Origin of the sequence: Actinophytocola sp. (assembly GCF_036378875.1) — a bacterium.
Taxonomy (GTDB): domain Bacteria; phylum Actinomycetota; class Actinomycetes; order Mycobacteriales; family Pseudonocardiaceae; genus Actinophytocola.
In genome coordinates this window covers 1-23064 of the sequence record NZ_DASUVO010000082.1, presented here as the reverse complement: position 1 = coordinate 23064, position 23064 = coordinate 1, and the positions used below count along the sequence as shown (strand labels likewise).

18 protein-coding genes and 1 pseudogene are annotated in these 23064 nt (G+C 69.9%); 4 read left to right on the top strand and 15 right to left on the bottom strand.

The features are described 5' to 3' along the window. From VF106_RS23920 to fxsT, 3 genes are all read left to right on the top strand, one after another. Positions 1-1008: a hypothetical protein gene (locus VF106_RS23920; RefSeq protein ID WP_330842048.1), complete on the top strand. Its 1008-nt coding sequence runs from the start codon at positions 1-3 to the stop codon at positions 1006-1008. Next, complete coding sequence (locus VF106_RS23915) at positions 1005-2423, top strand: hypothetical protein (RefSeq protein ID WP_330842047.1); 1419 nt, start codon at positions 1005-1007, stop codon at positions 2421-2423. The genes VF106_RS23920 and VF106_RS23915 overlap by 4 nt, the downstream gene beginning before the upstream one ends. Positions 2424-2732: 309 nt before the next feature. Continuing rightward, entirely contained in the window at positions 2733-5228 is a 2496-nt protein-coding gene (gene fxsT / locus VF106_RS23910) for an FxSxx-COOH system tetratricopeptide repeat protein (protein WP_330842046.1), read from the top strand. Between the two features lie 421 nt (positions 5229-5649). On the opposite strand, the gene VF106_RS23905 is transcribed toward fxsT, so the two are convergent. Both VF106_RS23905 and VF106_RS23900 read right to left on the bottom strand, forming a co-directional pair. Next, a complete protein-coding gene (locus tag VF106_RS23905) occupies positions 5650-6477 on the bottom strand; it encodes a phosphate ABC transporter ATP-binding protein (RefSeq protein ID WP_330842045.1) in 828 nt (275 codons plus the stop codon). After that, entirely contained in the window at positions 6474-7238 is a 765-nt protein-coding gene (locus VF106_RS23900; protein ID WP_330842044.1) for a hypothetical protein, read from the bottom strand. The genes VF106_RS23905 and VF106_RS23900 overlap by 4 nt, the downstream gene beginning before the upstream one ends. 241 nt (positions 7239-7479) lie before the next feature. Here VF106_RS23900 and VF106_RS23895 point away from each other — a divergent pair, with 241 nt between their 5' ends. Further along, positions 7480-8487: a hypothetical protein gene (locus VF106_RS23895; protein ID WP_330842043.1), complete on the top strand. Its 1008-nt coding sequence runs from the start codon at positions 7480-7482 to the stop codon at positions 8485-8487. Between the two features lie 64 nt (positions 8488-8551). Here VF106_RS23895 and VF106_RS23890 read toward each other — a convergent pair whose 3' ends face one another. The 13 genes and pseudogenes from VF106_RS23890 to VF106_RS23830 form a co-directional block, all read right to left on the bottom strand. Continuing rightward, complete coding sequence (locus VF106_RS23890) at positions 8552-9322, bottom strand: hypothetical protein (RefSeq protein WP_330842042.1); 771 nt, start codon at positions 9320-9322, stop codon at positions 8552-8554. 149 nt (positions 9323-9471) lie between these two features. After that, positions 9472-10440, bottom strand: coding sequence for a sortase domain-containing protein (locus VF106_RS23885; RefSeq protein ID WP_330842041.1), 969 nt, complete (start codon positions 10438-10440; stop codon positions 9472-9474). Further along, the gene (locus VF106_RS23880; protein ID WP_330842040.1) at positions 10437-13223 is read right to left on the bottom strand and encodes a hypothetical protein; all 2787 of its coding nucleotides are present in this window, start codon (positions 13221-13223) and stop codon (positions 10437-10439) included. Before VF106_RS23880 ends, VF106_RS23885 begins: the two co-directional genes overlap by 4 nt. A gap of 1 nt (position 13224) precedes the next feature. Beyond that, entirely contained in the window at positions 13225-14808 is a 1584-nt protein-coding gene (locus tag VF106_RS23875; RefSeq protein ID WP_330842039.1) for a phosphate ABC transporter substrate-binding protein PstS, read from the bottom strand. 22 nt (positions 14809-14830) lie between these two features. After that, positions 14831-15913 (bottom strand): phosphate ABC transporter permease PstA, encoded by a 1083-nt coding sequence (pstA, locus tag VF106_RS23870; protein ID WP_330842038.1) that lies wholly within the window; start codon positions 15911-15913, stop codon positions 14831-14833. Next, positions 15913-16902: a phosphate ABC transporter permease subunit PstC gene (pstC, locus tag VF106_RS23865; RefSeq protein WP_330842037.1), complete on the bottom strand. Its 990-nt coding sequence runs from the start codon at positions 16900-16902 to the stop codon at positions 15913-15915. Before pstC ends, pstA begins: the two co-directional genes overlap by 1 nt. A gap of 112 nt (positions 16903-17014) precedes the next feature. Next, a complete protein-coding gene (locus VF106_RS23860) occupies positions 17015-17407 on the bottom strand; it encodes a hypothetical protein (protein WP_330842036.1) in 393 nt (130 codons plus the stop codon). Positions 17408-17581: 174 nt separating this feature from the next. After that, complete coding sequence (locus VF106_RS23855; RefSeq protein ID WP_330842035.1) at positions 17582-19303, bottom strand: PstS family phosphate ABC transporter substrate-binding protein; 1722 nt, start codon at positions 19301-19303, stop codon at positions 17582-17584. 111 nt (positions 19304-19414) lie between these two features. Beyond that, a complete protein-coding gene (locus tag VF106_RS23850; protein ID WP_330842034.1) occupies positions 19415-20212 on the bottom strand; it encodes a phosphate ABC transporter ATP-binding protein in 798 nt (265 codons plus the stop codon). Between the two features lie 16 nt (positions 20213-20228). After that, positions 20229-21149: a class E sortase gene (locus VF106_RS23845; RefSeq protein WP_330842033.1), complete on the bottom strand. Its 921-nt coding sequence runs from the start codon at positions 21147-21149 to the stop codon at positions 20229-20231. Continuing rightward, the gene (locus tag VF106_RS23840) at positions 21146-21922 is read right to left on the bottom strand and encodes a hypothetical protein (protein ID WP_330842032.1); all 777 of its coding nucleotides are present in this window, start codon (positions 21920-21922) and stop codon (positions 21146-21148) included. Before VF106_RS23840 ends, VF106_RS23845 begins: the two co-directional genes overlap by 4 nt. Further along, positions 21919-22854, bottom strand: coding sequence for a hypothetical protein (locus tag VF106_RS23835; RefSeq protein ID WP_330842031.1), 936 nt, complete (start codon positions 22852-22854; stop codon positions 21919-21921). Before VF106_RS23835 ends, VF106_RS23840 begins: the two co-directional genes overlap by 4 nt. 73 nt (positions 22855-22927) lie before the next feature. Then, positions 22928-23064 (bottom strand): annotated as a pseudogene (locus tag VF106_RS23830) (IS630 family transposase); the annotation flags it as partial.

Below are 23064 nucleotides of genomic sequence, written 5' to 3'. Positions count from 1 at the left end.
ATGGCACCTCCGGACCGGAGCGACACGCCACGCGACACCGGCATTCTCGAGGAAGCGGGCATCCAATCGGACTCGAACATGCGGCACAACGCCGAACGCCTGGCGTCCTGGCTCGAGTTCCTGCTGCATCCCGAGGAGCACGAGTACGACCGGACAGTCATCTACGGCACCGAGTTCGGCGGCGAGGGTCACAAGAAAGAAGAGCCCGGGCCCGTCGCGCCATCTTCGTCCGACCAGCCCGGCACCGTGCCCAGCGACGCGCAGCTGCCGTTCGAGTCGGTGCTCGAGGGCTACCAGATCTCGCAGTTCATCCACGGCATGTCGGCCGTGGCCAGCCCCGTCGTGGAGAGCGCCGACAATGCCCTCGCACCCGGCGCCGCCGCGCTGAGCAACATCTGGTGGATGGGCGACAAACGGGTCCCGTCGCTCGTCGACCAATTCCAGCAGCTCGGCTGGGAAGGCGACGCGTCGACGGTCACGTTCGACTTCCTGCTTCGCCTCCAGACCGTCACCGGACAGGTCCACAAGCTGGCGGAACAACTCCACGACGTGATCCCCAAATATGCCGTGGTCATCAAGGGAGTCCGGCACAACCTCGACGAAGCCGCGGCCGGGTGCGTCCGGGCGTTCGAGAAGAAGTTCGCCGAGAAGCCGGCGACCGAGCTGTCGGTCGACTGGGGCGCGGTCATCCTGGCCGGGATCGCCGCGGCGGCGGTCACCTACATGACCGCGGGCACCGCCCTGATCCTGGAGGCCGCGATAACGTCGGCATGGTCGACGGCGTTCACCGACGCCGCGGGCGACCTGTTGAAACCCTCCGGCGGGGCGGTCAGCGGCTACTGGTGGCGCGACCTGGCGCACTCGTACCTGCGCAAACAGGCCGACATCCTCGAGGACGGCAAGAACGAGATCGACCAGCTGAACCGGAAGGTCGACGGCCTGATCAAGTACTTCAACAACGACCAGGACATCCAGAAGTTCCTGGCCGACTACGGACCACGACCATGACTTCGCGGGTAGTCGCGGTCGCCGCCTGTCTCGCGGCACTGGGGTTGGCCGGATGCACGACACCCGAGGCTCCGCCACCCACCACACAGTCCACAGAGAACCAACCAGTGGCGCGGCCGAAGGACCGCGACAAGGACGCCGTCCTGGCCGCGGTGCGCCAGCTCGACCTGTGTGCGTTGTTGGACAAGGCAAAGACAGTCGGCCCCTTCGCCGGCGCGCGGCCAGTCGCGCGGCAGCCGTTCGAATGCACGCTCACCGGAGCGGCCGGCCTCGTCACGGTCACCGCCATCGGGATCGGTCACCAGAACCGCATCGAGTCGGCGATTCGGACCATCGGTGGCGCCAAGGCATACGTGAAAGAAGGCGGCGGCTGCTATGTCTCCTTGCCCGTCAGCTTCACGACGGCACTCGAGTTCTCGCAGGCTCCGGCGCCCGGCTGCGCAGACGTGACGACCCTCGCGGCCGCCGCTGCCGATGCGCTGGCGGATCCCGACTCACTCCAGACGAAGCCAGTGTGGGACGCCTGCACCGCGCTCGCCGACGCGCTCGACGCCGACGAGACGAAGCTGTCGGGAAACGGCTTGGCCGACTGCACGAGCGCGCCGGCCACGGCGTCGATCTCGTTCGTCGACGACCTCCCGCCATCTGACGAGCAGCAGCCAACTCAGACGACCATCGGCGGCACCCAGGTACGGGTGTACGACGAGGAGGACTGCGTGGTCTCCTGGCGCCAGGAGCCGTTCGACGTTCGGTATGCCTCGACGCCCGACTACCCGGTCGTCGTCCGCACGCCCGACTGTGACACGTCGAAGGACCTGGCCGAGTCGCTGATGGCCGTGCTCGAGAAGGCGCCACCGTCCGACGTCGCGCCGCAGCGGCCTTTGCTGTACCGGCCGGACGAGCTGGACAGCCCGTATCCGGGCGCGTGCGCGTACGTCGACGAGCTGGACCCGAACCGTTGTGAGCCCTATGTCGAGGTGATGGTGCCCGACGATCCAGCCGAGATCCTGCGTGCCGCCAACGATGACGCCGACGTCCAGTGCGCGATGGCAGTGCGGTCGGTTGGCACCCGCTTCGGCTCGAAGCTGGTGCCGGTGGCGGACTCTGAGGCAGGTACCCGATGCTTCTTCGTGGAGCCGGAGCGGCGGCTCCAGCTCACGTTCTCGCTGTCGCACGGCAAGGTCGTCAACGACTTCGACGGCAAGCCGGTGACCATCGCCGGGCATCCTGGGTTCGTCACGACCGACAAGGCGTCGATCACGTACGAGCTGTCGACCGCCACCAAGCTCGACGGCGAAGGCACCGTGGCGCTCTCCGTGTCGGCGGGGCCGGCCACCGCGGAGGTCCTGGCGCCGGGAACGGACGAGAACGCCGAGTCCGTGCTCACCGATGTCCTGAGGGAGTACTTCTCCTGAGCCAGGCGGGCAGGCTGCCCCTTCCACCAGCGGTTGGGTCAGCGTCTGGTGGCTCGCAATCCGAAGGCTGCCACGACGGAGACGGGAACACACAACAACATCAGCAGTGGAAAGCCGGCGAGAATCCCGAGAATGCCGACGATCGGGGATCCTACGAGGACGTACCACCACACCCTGGCGCTGCTCGACATGTCCGGCAACCTAGCCGGACCGACGACCGCCACGGGCGATGCCGGTACACGTTCGCGCAGGTCACGGGCGGTTTTCCTGGCTCCCGGTCCGGGCCGGTCCGGGGACTAGACTTCCCCGGTGGACCAGGACCCTCGGGCCGCCTTCGCGGCGGCGCTCGACCGCCTCCGGCGGCGTGTGCCCGACGTGTCGGACGAGGCGTTGGCCAGGCACGCGAGCGCGCTCGTCCTCCCGTCCGGGCGGAAGGTCACCGTGAACTCGCGGCGGCTCGGCGAGTGGCTCAACGGGCAGGCGGTGCCACGTCAGTTCGAGCCGATCATGGCTGTCGTGCGGGTGATCGAGAAGGCGGTCGGTGGGCCGCCCTCGGCTACCGAGCTGCAGCGGCTGTGGCGTGCCGCGCGTGAACAGCCCGCTCGGCCCTCGAAGGCTCTGGTGCTCGGGCGCCCGCCCAGCGACGCCGCCGCCCTGCGGCAGCGAAAGGAACTGGCGGCAGCGGTCGACGAGGCATTGGCCGACGACGCGGTCGATCGCGTCCTGCTCACCGGTGCCGGCGGGATGGGCAAGTCACAGCTGGCCTCGGCGGCTTTCGACCGTGCATGCGGCGCGATGGACGTCCTGGTCTGGGTGCCCGCCGCGACGCGGCAGTCGGTGTTGTCGGCCTACGCACGTGCCTGGCGTGCCAAGGCGAACGGCGCCGGCACCGACGACACCGGATGGGACGACGAGACACACGCGGACCTGTTCATGGCATGGCTGCGATCGTCCACCTCCCGCTGGCTGGTGGTTCTCGACGACGTCGACGAGTCCGCCGAACTTTCCGGGCTCTGGCCGACCGGTAGCACCGGCAGGTGCCTCGTGACCAGCAGGCGCCGGGACGCGGCGCTGTTGCGGCCCGGCACCGCGGTGATCCCGGTCGGAACGTTCAGCCCGGACGAGGCCACGGACTATCTCGCCGACCGGCTGGCGCATGCCGACCCGGTGTCCGCCGACGACATCGCCGCGCTGGCAAAGGCTTTGGGGTTCTTTCCGCTCGCCTTGTCCCAGGCGGCGGCGTTCCTGATCGACACCGGGTTGGGCCTGCCGGAGTACCTGGAGTTGTTGGCGGACCAGCGGGAGAGCATGACCGACCTGTTGCCGTCCTCGTCCCCGGCGGACGAACACGGCGGCACGGTGGTCAGCACGGTTCGGCTCGCACTCGAACGGGCGGAGGCACTGGCGCCGGCGGCACGTCCGATGCTCGAACTGATCTCGATGCTCGCCCCGGACGGCATCCCAGAAGAAGTGGTGCTGGGCGCGGAAGCCAGCAGGTGGCTCGGCACCGGCGCCGCACGCGCGAACCTGTTGGGCCTGCGGGCTTTGCACCGCCTCAGCCTGGTGACCCATGACGCCTCGATCACGGCGCATTCCCTGGTCCAACGGGCGGTCCGGGACCTCGTCCCGGAGGAACGGCGCGACCCGCTCGCGGTGGCGGCCGCGGACGTGCTCGAAGAAGCCTGGCGTGCACCGGGCAACGCCGACATGCTCTACCGCAGCGCGCAGGTGCTGCGTGCCGTCGCCGGGACCCGGTTGTGGGGCAACGGGATGCATCCCGTGCTCCGGCGACTCAGCCGACACCTGCGGACGATCGGCCGCGCGGAGTCCGCGAAACAGACCGCCGAGGAGCTGCTCGGCCAGGCAGGCGAACCGCGGGACATGCTGTTCCTGCGTGGACAGGTCGCCGCGGCGGTCGGCGAGCTGGGTAACCACACCGAAGCCGCACGGATGTTGCGGGCGGTGCATGGTGAGGCGCGGGACGCTCTGGGCGCGTCCGACGAAGACACGTTGCTGCTGCGCTGGCTCGAGGCGCACTACCGCTATGAGTCCGGACTGGTCGAGTCCGCGGTCGAGGACCTCCGATCCCTTGTCACGGAAGGACTGTCCGTACTGGGCGGCACGGATCCGCTGGTCGTCAACGCGCGAGAGGACCTGGCGTTGTGCCTGGGTCTTTCCGGCGACGCGGAAGGCGCGCGGGACACCTACGCCGAGCTCGAACGCGAGCTGCACCGCGAACGTGGGCCACTGGACGCCTCCCGGCTACAGGTCCTCAGTGGACTGGGGCGGTGGGTCGGCGAGACCGGGGACGCGGCCGCCGCCGTGCGAACATACGAAGAGGCGGTGCACGGACTGGACCTGATCTTCGGCCGGTTGCACCACGAAACCCTGGTGGCACGGCACAACCTGGCCTACTGGCGCAGTCTCGCCGGCGCCGTCGACACCGCGATCGCCGAGTTCGAGACCGCCGCACGGGACGCCGAACTCGGCTTGGGCTCCGAACACCCCACCACGCTGACCTACCGCGTCAACCTGGCTTTCTGGCGCGGTGTCGCCGGCCCGACGGATCAGGCACTGGAAGAGCTGAACCGGCTGCGTGAGCCGGTCCTTCGGGTGTTCGGCGCCGAACACCCGAGGACGTTGCGGTTACGCCAGCAGTACACGGTCATCCTCCACCGGTCCGGCGCCACCGAGGAAGCCGTGGCGCAACTGACGGACCTGCTGGCGGAGATGGTACGGGTACAGGGCGCCAACCATCCCCGCACCAGGGAGGCCGCGGACCTGCTCGCCGAGTGGACAAGCTAGAAGCGCAGCCCGGGATCGCTCGCCAGTGCGGTCAGCTCCGCGCGGCCCGCCAGCAGTTGGTCCCGCCCGGACAAGGCCGCCTCGGTGACCATCCCGTCGGTTCCGAACCGCACCACGACGAGGATGGTTCCCTCGCCGCCAATGCCCCGAGCAACGTCGCACGCACGCCCGCCTGCTCGTGCAGGGTCCCCGGACCGGCTGTCTGATCGACCGGCTCGGGCGGCGTGCCGTCATGCCGCTCGGCACGCCGCCACGGCCGTCGCCGCTCGTCCAGCCAGTTGCGGAGCAGGATCCTGCGCGCGTAGCTCACCGGCTGGCGCTTGCGTACGACCCGCGGCCAGGTGCCAGTCGCCGCACAACAGGTATGCGCTGCGGCGCCGCCTGCCCACGCGCGAACGGTGGCGAAAGGGTTGCAACGAGTTCAGCCGAAGCGGCCGTTGACGTAGTCGTTGGTGCGTGGGTCCACCGGGTTGTTGAAGATGACCTCGGTCGGCCCCGCCTCCACGATCTGGCCGGGCGTGCCCTGTTCGGCGAGGAAGAACGCGCACTGCTGGGAGACCCTGGCCGCCTGCTGCATGTTGTGCGTGACGATCACGACCGTCACCTCCTCGCGGAGGTGGTGGATCGTCTCCTCGACGCGTCTGGTCGAGGTGGGGTCCAGCGCCGAGCACGGCTCGTCCATCAGCAGCACGTCCGGGCGGACGGCGAGTGAGCGGGCGATGCACAGACGTTGCTGCTGACCGCCGGACAGCGCGCCGCCCGGCTGGCGCAGCCGGTCCTTGACCTCGTTCCACAGGCCCGCCCTGGTGAGGCACTCCTCGACCAGCGCCGCCCTGTCCCGGCGGGCGACCCGGGTGCCGGTGAGCTTGAGCCCGGCGGTGACGTTCTCCTCGATCGTCATGGCGGGGAACGGGTTCGGCTTCTGGAACACCATGCCGATCCGCTTGCGGGTGTCGGTGATCCGCCGGCCCGACGCGTAGATGTCGGCCCCGTCGAGGCGGACCTCACCGGCGAGCGACGCGGACGGCACCAGCTCGTGCATCCGGTTGAGGATGCGCAGGAACGTGGACTTGCCGCAGCCCGACGGGCCGATGAGCGCGGTGACCTCACCGGCCGCCATCGTGAGCGACACGCGTTCGAGGACCTTGTGGTTGCCGAACCACGCGGACACGTCGTGTGCGGACAGCGTCGACCCGCCCGGCAGCGGGTTCACGTCGGGCAGGGCGGGGTTCAGGTCCAGCTGGGTCATGACTGGTCGTCGTCCCTGGTGGCCCAGCCGCGGCGGGTCATCCGGGTGAGGCCAATGCCGTTGAACAACAGCACGGCGCCTGCGCCGACGAGCACGAGGACCGCGACGCCCGTCTTGGCGAGGCCGCCGCCGTTGGTGCTGGACGCTGCGGGTGTGACCGCACCGGTGGTGGTCGTCGTCGTGGTGGGCAACGCGAAGTCGCTCGTCGTGGTGCTGGTCGGTGCGGTCCCGCTGGTCGTCGTGGTGGAGGTGGTCGGCCTCGTCGTCGTGGTGGTCGTCGTCGTGGCCGCGGACGTCGTGGTGGTGGTCGTGGTCGTCGTGGTGGTCAGGCACGGGTTCACCGCGTTGGACTCGCCCACCATCGAGAACCCGGCGTCCGCGTCGAAGAAGACCGCGCGCCAGCTCGTGCTGGTGCCGGGGTCGACCGGGGTGAAGTCGTGGGTGAAGGTGCCACCGGCCGCGACGCTGCCCTCGCCCTCCTGCACGCCCTGCAGCGGGTCCGCCGTGGATGCGAGGTGGAAGGCGAAGTTGAACGCGCCCGACTTGGGATTGGCCATGGAGACGCGGAACGTGGCCTGGCCGCCGGCACACGTCCCGGTCAGCGTGGCGATGACCTGGGCCTGCGCGCTCGCCCGCGTCGGGTGGCCGGTGGCGATCGCGAGCGTGGCGAGCACCATCAGGAACGCCGCCAGCACCACCGCGAGAGCCTTGCCGCGCCAGGAGGTTCTACCGGTCTGTGGCGGTGGCTGCTCGGCGTGCACTGGCGATCTCCTCCTGCTGGTTCGTGGCAGGTGCGACTGTCGTTGTCCCGGGCGAACATCGCCGGGCGACGGGGTGAACGGCAGGTTCTCTGGACACGGAGTGTTGACGGCTTTGAGCCTCGTTCAACTGATCGCCGTGTCCCGCTCGCTGCCTCGCGTTGAGTGCGTCGTTGGCAAGGACAAGGTTGGTGGATGCCCCGACCGGGGCAGTGGAAGTCCTTGACCCACAAGGAGAATGTAGATGCGTTCCACCCTGCGCAAGGGTGCCGTCGCCGTGTTCGTCGGCGCGTCGGCCATCCTGAGCCTGGTTCTTGGCGGTACGGCCGCGGCCGACCCCAACCTCAACAACCAGGGCGCTTCCCTGCCCGGGTTCGTGCCGGACGCCACCGACGTGGTCGGCACGGGCTCGGACACCACGCAGTACGTCATCAACACCGCTTCCCAGGCCCAGTCGTCGTCGAACCCGGCCGTCCGCGTCGCGTCGTTCAACGCCTTCAAGCCGGGCACCGAGGCCAGCCCGGTGACCGGTGACCAGATCGTCGTCCGCGACCCGGACCAGGTGGCCGGCTCGGGTGACGAGGCCACGATCGCCCGCCCGAACGGCTCCTCGGCCGGCATCACCGCGCTGATCAACAACACCTCGCTCGACTTCGCGCGGTCGTCCCGCTTCCGCGGTTCGAACGTGGCGGAGCAGAACCTGTACTTCATCCCGGCGCTCACCGACGGCCTGAGCTACGTGGTGGACAAGGCGGCCACCGCCGACATCCGCAACCTCGACACCGCTGAGCTCGCGGCCATCTACCGCTGCACGGACACGCGTGGCTTCGCACCGAAGCTGCCGCAGGCCGGTTCGGGCACCCGCTCGTTCTTCCTCAGCCAGATCGGGGTGGCGGAGAACGAGATCGGTACCTGTGTCGACCAGACCGTGCAGGAGCACGACGCGTCCCCGGTCGCCGGCAACCCGCTCGCGCTGGCGCCGTTCTCCACCGCTCGTTTCGTGAACAACCCGCCGAGCCCGGCCAACCCGCCGAGCGCGACCGTGGACATCGCAGCGACCTCCGCCACGACGGGTGTCTTCTTCACCTCGCGGACCGTCTACAACGTGGTGCGCAAGGCCGACTTCGACCGCGCGGGCTCGCCCCTGCCGGCGATCTTCGGCGCGGGCGGCTTCTTCTGCAACCGGTACGCCACCAGCGGCATCGCCCGCCAGGGCTTCGGTGTCGCGAGCAACTGCGGCGCGCTGCTCTGATCCGTCCGTCTCACAAGGACGGGGCCGGGAGGCTGCATCCTCCCGGCCCCGTTCTCTTTGTGTATCAGGCGCACTGGCCGATTCTCGCGCCCTTCACCTTGTTCGTGCCGACTTCCGGCGCCGGGTCGTTGCCGGTGCAGCTCAGGTCGCGCCGGACGGTGTTGCCCGCGATGGCGACGTACGCGGCGTTACCGTCCACCACGACGCTGCCGCGAACCTCGTTGCCGGCGCAGGAGGCCGAGCCGCCGACGAGCACGGCGCCGCCGCTGTTGACGGCCTTCACGCCGCCGTACACCTGGTTCCCGCACAGGTTGGCGCCGCTGAACGCCTCGTTCACGGCCAGCGAGCCGCCCACGTGAACGCCGGAGACGTCGAAGCGGCTGACCGTGGTACCGCTGAGGCCGCCGCCAACGCCGCCACCGCTGGCGGTGAAGGTGGTGGTCTCCCCCTGCACCGTCACGTCGCCGACGACACCGGAGTCGACGAGCCGGACGATGCCCGTGCCGGTGGTGCCGACACCGCCGTACACGATGCTGTCCGCCGCGCTCACGCGGCCGCTGCCGGTGGCGGTCACGCTCTTGTAGACGGTGGCGTTCGACAGGTCCAGCGCGGCGCCAACGCCGACCGTGATGCCGCCCTTCACCTTCGTGCCGTCCAGCACGCAGGCGGTGCCGTCCGCGACGACGACGTTGCCGACGGTGGTCGCGCCGATCGTTCCGTTGCAGGTGACCTGTCTCGTGCCGTGCGCCTGCGCCGGTAACGCCATCGCGAGCGATGCGCCGACCGCGAGACCCGTCGTGAGAACCGCCCGTGCCACGTTCCGATTCCTGGTCATGTCACCAACTTTCTGTTGCCCTATCAGGGAAAGCCCCCGCGAGAATCCTTCACGTCCGACCGTCGGCACGGGACAACTGCCGCGGAACTGACGGTTGAGGAGACATGTCCGGCACGTGATCCACGCTTACGCGCGTGTTTGGCGACTGTTCAGGTCAGGTTCGGGAGCAGGCGCGCGCCCGTCTCGTACACCTGCCACAGCACCGCGAGCGCCAGCGGCAGCCCGACGAGGTGGGTTTCCCAGCGGCCCCAACGGATCCGCGCCCACGCGAGCGCGACGGCGACCAGGACGAGTACCTGCATCCACAGCACCAGCGGCAGCAACGCGGGCAGGTCGGAGGCCAGCGACCGCTCTTGTTTGGGAATCAGTCGCGGGCGGCTCGCGGCCGGTTGCGGGTCGCCGCGCAGCAACGCGTCGACGAACACGAGTCGGTTGGGCTGCAACGGGTTGTCGCCCTCCGCGGTGACCAGCGTGAGGCGGCTGCCGCCGTTCTGGACGGGCTTCATGGACGGGCGTCGATCACCCGCGTGGCGCACGCCCTCCACGCGGTAGGTGAACTCGCCCTGGAACGTGACCACGGTCAGCTCCTGGCCGCGCCGGAGGGTCGTCAGGTCCGCGAACGGACCACCGAACGTGGTGGCACGACCGTAGATCAGCGACACGCCCTCCTGCCCCGGCAGGGGTGTGTCGCGGCGGTGGCCGGGACCGGCAGCCAGATCGCCGGAGCTGGTGCCCTCGACCACGACCTGCCGCAGGCCGATCGCCGGGATCTCCAGTACCGCGATCGGTGCGCCCGCGGGGATCGCGCTGTCCTCCCCGTCGTCGTAGATCGGGGGCACCTCACGCACGACCGCGCCGTCCGCGTCCTCCGCGCGGCCGGCGTACGGCGGAACTCCCTCCGCGAGCGGGCCGCGCACCTGCGAGTACAGCACGTCCTGGTTCGCGCTCTGTTCCAGCGGGCTCAGCAGGACCAGGTACCCGACGAAGCCGAGGACGCCGACCGCCAGCAACGACAACGCCCGCGTCGCCACCCTGGCCCGGAACGGCGTCGGCCGCGGCGGTGGTGGCGCCGGCAGGACCTCCTGCTGCTCGGCCACCGGCGTCAGCTGCAGCGTCATCGGCGGCCCACCGCCCGCAGCAGGCCGTCGAGCCCGCGACGCAGTGGGTGGTCGGGCCGCGCGCCGACCTGGACGCAGAACGCGACGAGCGCGGCGAGCAGGCCGAAGCCGATCAGCAGCGGTATCGACCAGCGTGCGAGCCAGGAGCTGGCGTCCTCGGTCTTCGCCAACCGCTCCGGGTCGGCGTCCTTCGCGTCGTCGGCGTTCTGTGCGTTGACCGGGAGGCCGCTGCCCGGGTTGGCGGCCGGCGCCTGCTGGTCGACAGCCGGTGGCGTGTCCTCGCCGACCGGGTCGTCCAGTGCCGCGGGCACCTCGCCACGCTGTGCGCGCACCGCCGCCGCCGCGTCCTTCGCCTGCCGCACCAACGAAGGCGGCAGCGGGTCGTAGCCGGGCGGCAGGTTGGCGAGCGTCGGGCCAGGGACCTGTCCGGTGGTGGCCATGAACTCGATGAAGTCGGCGTAGCGCCCGGCGGTCGCGAGGTCGAGGCCCGACGTGGGCACGGCCGTGTACGCCACCATCGTGCCGGGATAGCCGTCGGCGCCGACCCGCGTGTGGTCTATTTGGACAGTGCCGGTCACCGGGTCGACGGTGGCCGCGTGCAGTGCGCTGCGCATGGTGCCCGGCGCCGGACCGATGGCCTGGCCGGCCGAGTTGACCAGTCGCGCGGTGGGCAGCCCGTACAGGGCGGCGTGCGCCACGGTCGTCAACGCCAGCTGCGCCCGCTTGCCGTAGTCGACCGGCGCGATCTTGGTCTCGTTGAACCGCACATCCTGGGTGACGTCGTCACCGGGGAACTGCGGCTCCGCCGCCTGCTGGCCCGTCGGCACCGGCGCGATGGTCTGCGTGCAGATCGGCGTGGCCGAACCGCGCCGGTCCAACAGCATCAGTGCGGTCGCCTTCGCCGCGTTCGCCACGTTCGCGACCTTGGTCAGGTACTCGGTCCCGTGCACCTCGTCGCAGGTGTCGCCGCCGCCGTACACGAACTGCCGGTCGGTGAGGACACCGATCTTCGACTCGAGCCAGCCTTCCTTGCGTGGCATCGCCGGCCGCACCCAGGTGTCCAGCAGCGTGTAGATCTGCGTCGGCTCGAGGTTCAGCCAGGCAGGGTTGACGCGCATGCCGTACGGGTCCGGCTGCCCGTCGAGCCACGCACGAGCGGCCGGGTCGCCGGTGACGTACCGGGTGATGTCCATCATGATGTCGGACTCGACCGTGAAGACCATCGGGTTGATGGTGTTGCGCAGGTGGGGCGCGAGAGCGTCGGTTCCGCTCCGCAGGGCGAAGTCCGGGTTGAGGTCGGCGAACTCCGGGTCGGCGAACAGGCTCTGCGGGTTGTTGAACAACGCCGGGTGCGCCACGTAGTACCTGGCGGCGGTGGCGGCGTCCGGAATGGACTGTGTGCCGTCGTAGGGTTTCTTGCCGTCCCGGGCGGCGGGCGGCACGATGATCGGGTTGTAGCTCTGGGTGATCAGCTTGGCCAGGAGCCGCGGCGACAGCGTCATGTTCTGCACCTGGGCGCCGTTCCCGTCGTCGACGACGAACGCCACCGCGAACCCGGTGATCGCGGTCGGCGCGTGTGCCACGGGTCGCGGTGACTCCGTCACCGGTTGGCTCGTGAACACGGCGTTCTGCTGGTAGGCGGCGCCGAGCTGGGTGGTGAGCTGCCGCCGCGCGAAGTACTCGCTGCCCTGCGTGTACACGGGTAGGTAGTCGGCCCGGCGGGCTCCGGTGCAGTAGGCCGCGCCCCACCGTTCCTGTGCCACGGCCACCAGTTCCGAGCCGTACGCCGGGAGCGGGGGCCGGGAGTCACGCACGTCGCAGGACTGCAGGTCCGGCGCGAACGAGATCGGGACGACGAACCGGTTGCGCCAGTTGGACTCGGCGTGCCACTGCTGTGAGGCGGCGAACGGGTTGACGTCGTCGGTCGCGCCGGACTCGCCGGGTGCCGGTCCCCTGCCGGGCTTGCCGCAGTTCAGGGCCTCGGCAGGCAGGGGCTTGTCCTCCGACAGCTCGTCGAGGCACGCCATGTCCATGATGGGTACGACCACGATCGAGCACGCCTGGGTGTCCGAGCACCCCAGGCTCGACTGTGAGGCGCGCTGCCGGACCTCGAACAGGAACGCGTTGGTCCCGTCCGGCCGGATCGGGATGTTCCTGGTGTTGATCGTGGCGGCGCCCTCGCTCGTCACGTCGGTCGGCGGGAAGCTCTTCAGGTTCGGCTCGTCGATGAACGGCACGCCGTCGGACCGGGTTTCCAACCGCCACAGGTACGAGGTGCCGTTCGCGGCGGCGAACGGCAGCTGCTCGGCGCGGAAGAGGTTCGCGTACTGCTCGTTGAGGTCCGCACCCGGGTATACGCTCGGGTCGCCCGGCCGACTCTGCCGCTCGGCCACCGCGCGCTGCGAAGGCGTCGCGTTGACATCGAAACCGGCCTGCCACTGGAGCCGTTCCTCGTTCGCACACGTGGTTGGGTCGGGATCGACGCCACGGCACTGCATCACCACGACCGGGTACTGCAGCCGGGTGCCGTTGACCGCGGTGTTGTTGGCGTTCCACGTTGGTTCGAAGCCCGCGAGGTCGACCCGAACCTGCTGGCGGTCGAACAGGTTGGCCGTCCGGCTCACCCGGACCGTCGCGTTCCTCGTGGTGTCCTTGCCGTAGTTGGTGATCTCCTTGGTCTGCTCGACCGCCGAGTCGTCCTGCGCGGACGCGGTGGGCGCCGGCAACACCACCGGCAGGGCCGCGATGACCACGGCCAGGCCGAGCCGGGTGATCCGTGACATCTCACTGCTCCCGATTCTGGCGCCGCCGCACCGCACGCGCCACGAACGGCGGCACCAGCAGCACGAGCAGCAGTTGCACACCGACCAGCACGCCGAGCGTGGTGGTGATCCCCTCCGAGCGGTACGCCGCGAGCTCGGTCGGGTTGCCCGCGAGATCGGTCCCGCTGCCGTCCGCCTCGTCGCCGACCACCATGCCCGTCTCCGGGTCGACCTCGGCCGCAGCGGTGTCGCCGCCCGTCGGGTCCTCGGCCGCCGGGCCGGCGTCGCCGCCACCCCCGTTCTCGGGACCGGCGCCGGCACTCGTCTGTTCCGCGCCGCACGGACCCTGCCCGACCTTGTCGCACGGCGCCGGTTGCGGCGCCTCACGCACCAGCTTGTTGCTGTTCAGGTCGCCGGGGTCGAACGTCGGGTTGCCGCAGCTCGCGACGTCCTGGTCCGTGGTCGTGGCGTGCGGGATCTTCTTCACCTGTTCGAACCCGGCACGCACCAGGTTCGCCGGCAGGGGCGAGTAACCGAGCGAGGGCATCGCACTCTGGCCCTGGCACAGGAAGTAGTACATGAAGTCCGACATCGTGCGGCCCTTGCCCGCCGTGATCCGGAAGTCCCCGGTGCCCACCACGGGGATGATCGCGTACGAGTAGGACGACAGCGGGTACGCACGCGGATCGTCGTGCCGGTACACCCCGTCCAGGATCTGGGTGAGGTAGTTCTGGTCGTTCGGGTTCTGGTTGATCTGCGCCCTGGTGAGCGCGACCGCCACGTTGAAGTGCGTCGGCTCGACGTAGAACCCGCCGCGGTTCTGCACCTTCGCCACCGGGAAGTTCCGTGCCGTGGCATAGGAGTACTCGACGTAGGTGATCGAGCCGTCCCCCGCCGCGGCCGCGACCGCGCCGGCGACCCGGTCCGAACCGGTCTGCGAGGTCATCAGCGGCGCACGGCCCTTGTTCACCGGGTAGTACGAGGTGAGGCCCGTGCAACCGCAGTAGGGCCGCCAGATCCCGGGGTACTCGGTGTCCAGCCAGCGGGTGAACTGGGCGCTCGTGCCCGAGCCGTCACCACGCACGATCGGCACGATCGGCTTGCTGGGGAAGCTCTTCCCGTTGTTGTCCCGCGTGATCGCCGGGTCGTTCCAGTTCTGGATGGCGCCGGTGAAGATCTTCGCGATCGTCTCGCCGGACAGGCGAAGGCCGCGGTGGATCTGGCCGCCGACCCGCAGCTGGTACATGAACGACGTGCCACCGGCGACGATCGGCATGTAGGCGAACTTGCGGTTGGGCGAGGAGTCCGGCTGGCCGCGGTCGGTGCCCTGGAAGGGGATCTCCGAGACACCGAAGTCGTTCTGGCCGTCCGCGAACTGCCGCCGACCGGCCGAGGAGCCGACACCGGAGTAGGACACCGTCATGCCCCTGCTCCGGACGTCCTGTACCCACTGGTCGAGCGCGTTCTGGCTCCACGTCGAGCCGGAGCCGGTGACGGGCTCGTAGGCCGCCTGAGCTGACTCGGCCGCGGCCGGGATCACCGGCGTGACCGTCGCCGCGACGGTCGCGACGACCAGCGCGCGTCGCCAAGTGGCGATGCGTCCCATTGTCCTTCTCCCTCTTGGGTTTCTACCGGTCGCGCCGCTGCGCGGCGGCCATCCGTGCGATCAGGAACACCAGCAGCACGAGCACCATCAGCACCGCCGCGGCGCCGAACGCCCTGGTCTGGAACAGCGGCTCCGGCGAGCGCGCGAGTGTGTAGGCGAACAGGGGCAGCGACACCATCGGCCCCTCGAACGGGTTGGCGTTCAGGAAGGTCGTGTACCCGGCGGTGATCAGCACCGGCGAGGTCTCACCGATGCCGCGGGCGACGCCGAGCACCATGGCGGTCGCGAGCGCCGGTCGTGCGGTGGGCAGCACGACCTTGCGGACCGTCTGCCACTGCGACGCGCCGAGCGCGAGGCTCGCCTCCCGCAGTCCATTGGGGACGACGCGCAGCACGACCTCCGCGGACCGCGCGATGATCGGCAGCATCATCACGCTGATCGCGAGCGATGCCGCGAAACCGTTGCGCTGCACGTCGAACGCGAGCAGGAACGCGATGTAGACGAACAGGCCGCACACGATCGACGGCAGCGCGGTCATGGCCTCCACGACCGTGCGGACGATCCGCGCGAGCTTGCCGCCGACCTCGGTCATGAACACCGCGCAGCCGACACCCAACGGCAGGGTGATCGAGATGGCGATGCCGATCTGTATCGCCGTGCCGACGATGCCGTGCAGCACGCCGCCCGTCGTGAGCGGGTCCTGCGGGCCGGCGGTGAGGTCGTCGGTGACGATGTTGAGGTGCCGCAGGGCCGGGAAGCCGCGGATGAACACGTACACGATCACCGTCGCGAGCGCGCCACCGACGACCAGGGCGCTCGTCCTGATCAGCACGCCGGCGACCCGGTCCGCCACCGCGGGCGCCGGATGGCGGTACCACGACACGAGCGCGTACATCACGACGAACGTGAGGTACCAACAGATGAGGAAGCCGAGCGTGCCGGACAGCGGCAACAACCGGTCGTACACAAGGGAAACCAGGCCGAGCGCGCCGAGAGCCGCGCCGAGCGGAGCGACCCGGTCGTCGACCGTACGGCCCCGCAGATCTCGCCGGACCTCCGGCGCCTCGGGTGCTTCTGTCCGTTGTGGAGTGAGGGTGGCGGTCATCAGATCTCCGTCGAGGCGCCGCTGCGGCTGCGGGTGACGATGACCGCCGCGATGCTGTTGGTGATGAGGGTGATCACGAACAGCACGAGGCCGGCCGCGAGCAGCCCGGCGAGCTGGATGCCCACCGACTCGCCGTAACGGGTGGCGATCAGCGAGGGCACGGTGATCGTGCCGTTCTCCAGGATCCGCACCTTGACCTCGAACAGCGGCGCGATGATCAGCACCACGGCGATGGTCTCACCGAGCGCCCTGCCGAGCGCGAGCATCGTGCCGCCGATGATCCCGCCCCGGCCGAACGGCAACACGACCGCGCGGACCATGCCCCACCGGGTCGAGCCGAGCGCGTACGCGGCCTCGCGTTCACCTTGCGGCGCCTGGTCGAACACCTCACGCATCACCATGCACGCGTACGGCAGCACCATCATCGCGACCACGATCGCGGCGATCAGCGCCGACGCGGTGTACCGCGACTGCGCGAAAACCGCCGCGTCCGGGTCGGTGTCGACCCGGAAGACGGGGATCCACCCGAACATGTCGTGCAGCCAACGGGAGACGTACACCATCTCCGGCTGCAGCAGGTACGCGCCGACGAGCCCGTAGATGACGCTCGGCACCGACGCCATCAGGTCGACCATCGCGATCAGCCACCGCTTCGCCTTCGGCGCCGCGTACTGCGAGATGTACAGCGCGGTGCCCAGCGCCAACGGAAAGGCGATGACCATCGACACGACCGCGACCGTCAGCGTGCCGACCAGCACGGCGGCAAGGCCGAGGACCCCGTTCTCCGGGTTCCACTCGGCGGTGGTGAAGAAGTCCCAGCCGAACTCGCGGAACGCCGGGATCGCCTCGATGGTGAGGAAGACGCCGATGCCGCCCATGACGGCGAGCACCGTTACTCCGAAACCCCGTGCCGTACCGCGGAAGACGCGGTCGCCGAGGGTCCGGCCGACGCGCAGCCGACGCGGCCGGTCGTTGTCGACGGTAGTCACGAACGCCTTTCCGACGCGGTTTTCCATTGCGGCGTCAGCCAAGACGGTCCGAGTGGACGGACAAGAGCCACGCGGTGAACGAGGAACGAACGCGTGCGCACCGAGCTTGCGGTCACAGGGTGCCGGTCCGCGACGGTCCCGGCCGCTGCCGGACCCGGTGCGGCATCGCCACAACGCCGAGCTGCACCTGTGCGGCGGTCGCGGCGCGGACGAACCGACCGACGGCACGCTGCGCGTCGAGCCGCCGCGCGAACCCGGACGCCGACATCGCGATGTGCTCCCCGCCGTCGTGCATTCGCCAGTGCCACAACCGATCCACGGCCACGGTGTAGGTGACCTCCGCCGTCCCCGCCACCGCCCGCGCCCGCTCCGCACCGAGCACCGCACGCCCCACGGTCGGCGCACCTGCCGGGGCGATACCGATCAGCCGGTTGTTACCGCCGAGCAGCATCCACCCGAAGCCGCCGTCCGATAATCGGCGGAACCTGAACCGCGACGCCAACATGTCCTCCCATCAGCCAAGGGGGGAAGAAAACGCGACGTGAGGTGGCGATGGTTTCCTTCCCACCTATGGTTCATCGCGGTGAAGGGCAACCTGGGGCGATTTCGCGTTTAACGAGACACGGCGCTCGGGTTAACCAGGGACACACGGAACAGGAAATCACGTTCCGTCAGGACGTTACCTACACAGGAGATAGGTCTGGCCGTCCGTGGTCACGCACGGGGTGTAGCCGGCCTCCACCAGCTCCGCGTACACCGTTTTCGTGCGTAGGTAGGCGATCAGCGACTGGAGGACGGTGTCCTCTTCCGGGCTGCCCTTGGTGTAGAGGTACTCGATCGTCCAGAACGGGTAGCCGGCGGCCGCGGAGCTGACGTCCGGATACTGGCCGTCCAGTTTCTGCACGGTGACCGGGAGGTGGTCGCGGGTCGTCTGGTTGGCGGAGGCCAGGTCCACGTAGCCGATCGCGCCGGGAGTGGCCGCGACCTCGTCCACGACGCCCTCCTCCGAGTTCCGTTCACACCGGATCACCGGAGCGCCGACCACGCGGTCGGCGGTTTCGCAGGAGTCGGAGGTGAGCTCGCCCTGCGACGCGCCGTCGAGCATGGTCTGCTCGAACGTGCGCCGTGAGCCGGACTCGCCACCGCGGCCGACGACGCGGATCGGCATCGACGGGCCGGCACGCAGTTGGTTCCAGTCCTGGTAGCGACCGGCGTAGATGTCCTGGACCTGCCTGACGGTCAGCTGGTCAACGCCAACGGCCTCGTTGACGATCACGGTGTAGACGATCACCGCTATCGGTCGTGCCGTCATGTCCTGGGTGGCCTCGCCGGATCTGCCGTCCGACATCGCCGCCAGCTCGGCCTGGTGTGCCGGCTCGACACCGGCCACCTGACGCACGCCTTCGGCGCTGCCGTCCGGTGCCACGGTGATCTCGGTTCCGCAGGCGGCGGTGTACTCCTCCGCGATGTCCTTCATGGTCGGGGCGAACGCGGTGGAGCCGACGATCGTCAGCCGGCCCTCGGCACAGTCGACGGCTGGGCCCGGGGTGTCGATCGGGAGGATCACGACGGCGGCGATCCACAGGCCGGCCAGTAGCACGCCGAAGGCGGCCGTGACCAGCGGCCACAGCGCGCGGCGCACGTTCCGCTCGTCCTTGATCCGCTTGTGGCCGACCGGTCCGCTCACGCCCTTGCTGACGTGGCCCGCGCGCTTTCCGGCCGGTTCGCTGAGCACCACGATCAGCTTGAACCTCTCGCGGGCCTTCAGGTGCAGCGACGGCTTGAGCCGGATGCCGTGCCACACCGGCGGCGGGGACTCGGGTTCCGGTTCGGCGACCGGCGCCGAACCGGTGGGCACCGGGCGGAACGCGTCCCGCAGCCGTTGCGGGAGAGTGCGGCGGACCTCGGGCAGTGTGGCGGGCCGCGTGCTGGGTCGCGCCGCCGGCGACACGGGATCGGTGGAGAAGAACTCCAACCCGTCGGCCAACTTCCTGCGATCGTCGTCGTCGGCGCGGTGGCTCGGATCGGAGACCCTGTCGTTCCAGATCACCCGGTCGGCGAAGACGAACTCGACCGGCTCACCGAGATCGCCGACCGACACGTCGCCACCGGTGTTGCGGATCCGGATCACGACGGAGCTGAGCCCTTTGAACATGGTGGACACGTCGGCGAGATACGGATCCGCGTACAGTGGCTGGTCGCCGTCGAGGTCCACGTCGAGCCCGATCTTCGAGTCGCTCTGGACCCGGTAGAGGACCCGCTTGCGACGCGAGGCGTACCGCTGCACGAACGGGGTCACGATCGCGGCCAGCGCCACCGTCGCCGCGATGGCCGCGACGAGCGGGTTCTCACCGGAGAAGCTCTCCAGGAGGCGGTACAGCAGGTCGCCGATGAAGCCCAACAGCGCCGCCCTCCCGTGCCGTAGACATCCAGCGTAGAAGTGGATCACGCTGTGGCGGCACGGGAAATCCAGATGTTAACCGCGGGTTCAGCGACCGGTCAGTGACGACACTCAGCCGAACCGGCCCTGTACGTAGTCGGCGGTGCGCTGGTCGACCGGGGCGTCGAAGATCCGCACGGTGGCGCCCTGCTCGACGATCGCGCCGGGGGTGCCCTGCTCGGCCAGGAAGAAGGCGCACTGCTGCGACACTCTGGCCGCCTGCTGCATGTTATGCGTGACGATCACGATGGTGACCTGACGGGACAGCTCGGCGATGGTCTCCTCGACGCGGCGAGTTGAGCTCGGGTCCAGCGCCGAGCACGGCTCGTCCATCAACAACACCTTCGGACGCACGGCCAGCGCCCGGGCAATGCACAGCCGCTGTTGCTGGCCGCCGGACAGCGCGCCGCCGGGCTGGCGCAACCGGTCGCGGACCTCGGTCCACAGGCCGGCCTTGGTCAGGCACTCCTCGACCAGACCGTCGCGGTCGCCTCGGGACACCTTGGTGGCGGTGAGTTTCAGACCCGCGGTCACGTTGTCGTAAATGGACATCGCGGGGAACGGGTTGGGTTTCTGGAACACCATGCCGATGGCACGCCGGGCGTCGGTCAGCTTCCAGCCAGGGGCGTAGATGTCCGATCCGGACAGTCGGACCTCACCGGCGAGGCTGGCGCCGGGCACCAGTTCGTGCATGCGGTTGAGGATCCGCAGGAACGTCGACTTGCCGCAGCCGGACGGACCGATCAGCGCGGTCACCGAACCGGACGGTATCTCCAGCGACACCTGGTCCAACACCTTGCGCTCACCGAACCAGGCGGAGACGCTCCTGGCCTCCATTGCTCCCGGTGTCTCCAACAAGGTCGCGGTCATGGTGATTTCCCTTCGCTCACAACAGGTTCGGCAGCAGTGCGGCGGCGGCCTGGTCGGCGACCTGTGCACCGATGGCGATCAGCACCGGCAGCCCGATCACCCACGACTGCCACCCGCCGACCCGGTGGCGCACCCACACGAGGGCGACCGCGGCGGCGAGCAGCAACTGTGCCCAGAGCACCAACGGGACCAGCGCCGAGGAGTCCGTGGCCAGCGTCTCCTCGGCGGCGGGCAGCGCGTCGGACGGCAGCCGTGCCGGCGCCTGCTGCGCCGGAGTGATCAGTTGGGCGTCCACGCGCACGACGTCGGTCGGCAGGAAAGGCGGGCCGTCGGCCGTCATCAGCGTGAGCCGGCCCTTGCCCGCGGCGAGCGCGGCCGGCAGGGGGTCACCGGCCCTGCGTACGCCGAGCACCCGGTAGACGTGCCGGCCCTGTCCGGTGGTCACCACGATCTGGTCGCCGCCGCGCAGCAGGCCGATCGAGGCGAACGGTCCCCCGTATGCCGCGCGGCGCCCGGCGATCACGCTCACCCCGGCCTGCCCCGGCAGCACGGTGTCCCGGCGGTGTCCCGGGCCGGACATCAGCACGCCGGCGCTCGTGCCCTCGCCGACCACCTCGACCACGCCGAGGCTCGGGATCTCCAGCAGCGCCACGGGATCGCCCGAGACGAGCGGTCGACCGTCGACGTCCGTCGGGCCGACCGGCGCGGTGGCCAGGGCGAGCTCACTACGCAGTTGCTCGTGCAGTGCGGCCTGGTCCCGCTCGTGCTGCACCGCCCCGATCAGTCCGATGTGGACCAGAAAGGACAGTCCCACGACGGCGAGGATCCCGATCCACTGCCCGACGAGCCGCATGGCGACGTCGTCCGGCCGGTCCACCGGCGGTGCCGGCGTCTCGACGGACGTCTCGGGCTCGGGCGGCGCGATCGTCGCGGTCACAGCCTTCTGGCCCGGCGTTGGCTGGCGAGTACGTAGATGACGCCGAGCACGACCAGGAACAGCCCGGCGATGAACAGCCAGCCGACCGGTGCGCCGGTCTGCGCCAGTCCGGCGGTCGGCGTCGAGCCCGCCAGAGGCTCGGTGGGTGGGCCGGTGGTGGTGTCGGTCGTCAGGTCGGACGTCGTGGTGGTCTCGGTGGTGTTCGTCGTGTCACTCGTCGTGGTGTCCGTTGTGGTCGATCCGCTCGTGGTGGTCGTCGTGGTCGTGGTGGTGGTCGTCGTCGTGCCACCGCCAGGAGTGGTCTGGTAGGCGGTCGGGCTGGTGAAGGTCAGTGACGTGGTGAACGTGCCCTTGACCTCGCCGGTGAACTCGTCGACACAGCGCGCCACGACCGGGTACTCCCCCGCCACCAGCGTGGTGCCGAGGTCGGTCGCCGCGTCCTTCATGGTGACGCCGAAGTAGATGTCGAACGGGTCGGTCTTCGAGAACCCGGCCGCGCCCGTGGTGGTGATCAGGTAGCCGTCGGCGAACGCGCCAGGACCCCGCACGAGCACGTTGTAGGCGTCGGAGTCCGCCGAGCAGCCGGCAGACGTGGTCACCCGGATCGCCACGATGTCCGACCCGGACGCCGGCGACACGGTGAGCGTGCCCAGGGTGCCGGCCGGCGGCGCGGCGGCCGCGCCGGTCACGGTGAGCACCGACGTGGCGGCGGCGATGGTGAACGCGGTCAGCAGTGTGGTGATGCGCATCGCGAGCTTTCCTTCGTGGGTCATGGCACGTTGGTCGGTCGGCGGCGGAACGCGATCGTCACGGCGGCGCCGGCCACGACCAGCGCGAGTCCCGCGGCGAGCAGGACGCCGACCGGGCTGCCGGTGTAGGACAAGCCGCCGTTCGCGGCGGGTGGTGGCGCACCGGTGGGTTCCGCCCCGGTCGGTCCAGTCGGCATCGGCGGCTCGGTCGTCGGGGCGGTGGTGGCCGGCGTGGTCGTCGGGATCACCACGCCGATGGTCATCTGCGGCTGACTGGCCTCCGCCGCCGCCGCGGGGCGGGCCGTGGGAGTGCCGACGATCGCGGCCGTCGCCGCGAGCAGCAGCGTGATGGCGCCGGCGGCCATGGAGCGGCGCCGCCAGCGCCGGACGACCGCCACCACGACGAGCCCGCCGAACACGATCGCGGCGACCAGCAGGATGGGGAGCACGTTGACGTCCTCTGGCGAGTCGCCAGGGCCCAGCCCCGGCGCGGCGGCGTTCGCGTCTCCCGACGCGCCGGGCGCGGGCGGCACCTCGCCACCACCACTCGGGATCGGCACCGGCTCCCCCGCGCCGATCGGCGGAGGCGGCGTGCCGGTGGGTTTCGCGTCGCCGAGCGCGGAGTACGCCGTCGGCGTCGTGAACTCCAGCGCGCCGGTGAACTCGCCGTAGCTGGTGAGGGTGAACGAGTCGACGCAGTAGACGGTGACGTCGTAGCGGCCGGACAGCGTGGTGTTGTTGTCCGCCGCGAAGTCCTTCATGGTCTGTGCGAAGTAGACGTCGAACCCGGCGGTGTGGGACAGCCCGGCGGAGGTGTTCGGCGTGACGAGCTGCCCCTCGGCGGGGAATCCGTGACCCACAGCCCGCGCGTAGTAGGCGTCCGCCTGTGCCGGACAGCCGCCGGAGGTGCGGACCCGGATGGCGGCGAGGTCGCTGCTGTCACCCGGCACGATCATGATGTGACCGATCGGCGAGGCGTGCGCCGGGCCGGCCAGCAGGAGCAGGAACGCGACGACCGCCGCGGCGGCGCTAGTGTCCCGAGTCGTTAATTAGGCCGCAGTATGCCGCGAGGGTTTCGAGGATCTCGTCGGCGGTTTTGGTCCAGACGAAGGGTTTGGGGTCGGTGTTCCATTCGTTGATCCATGTGCGGACGTCGGTTTCGAGTT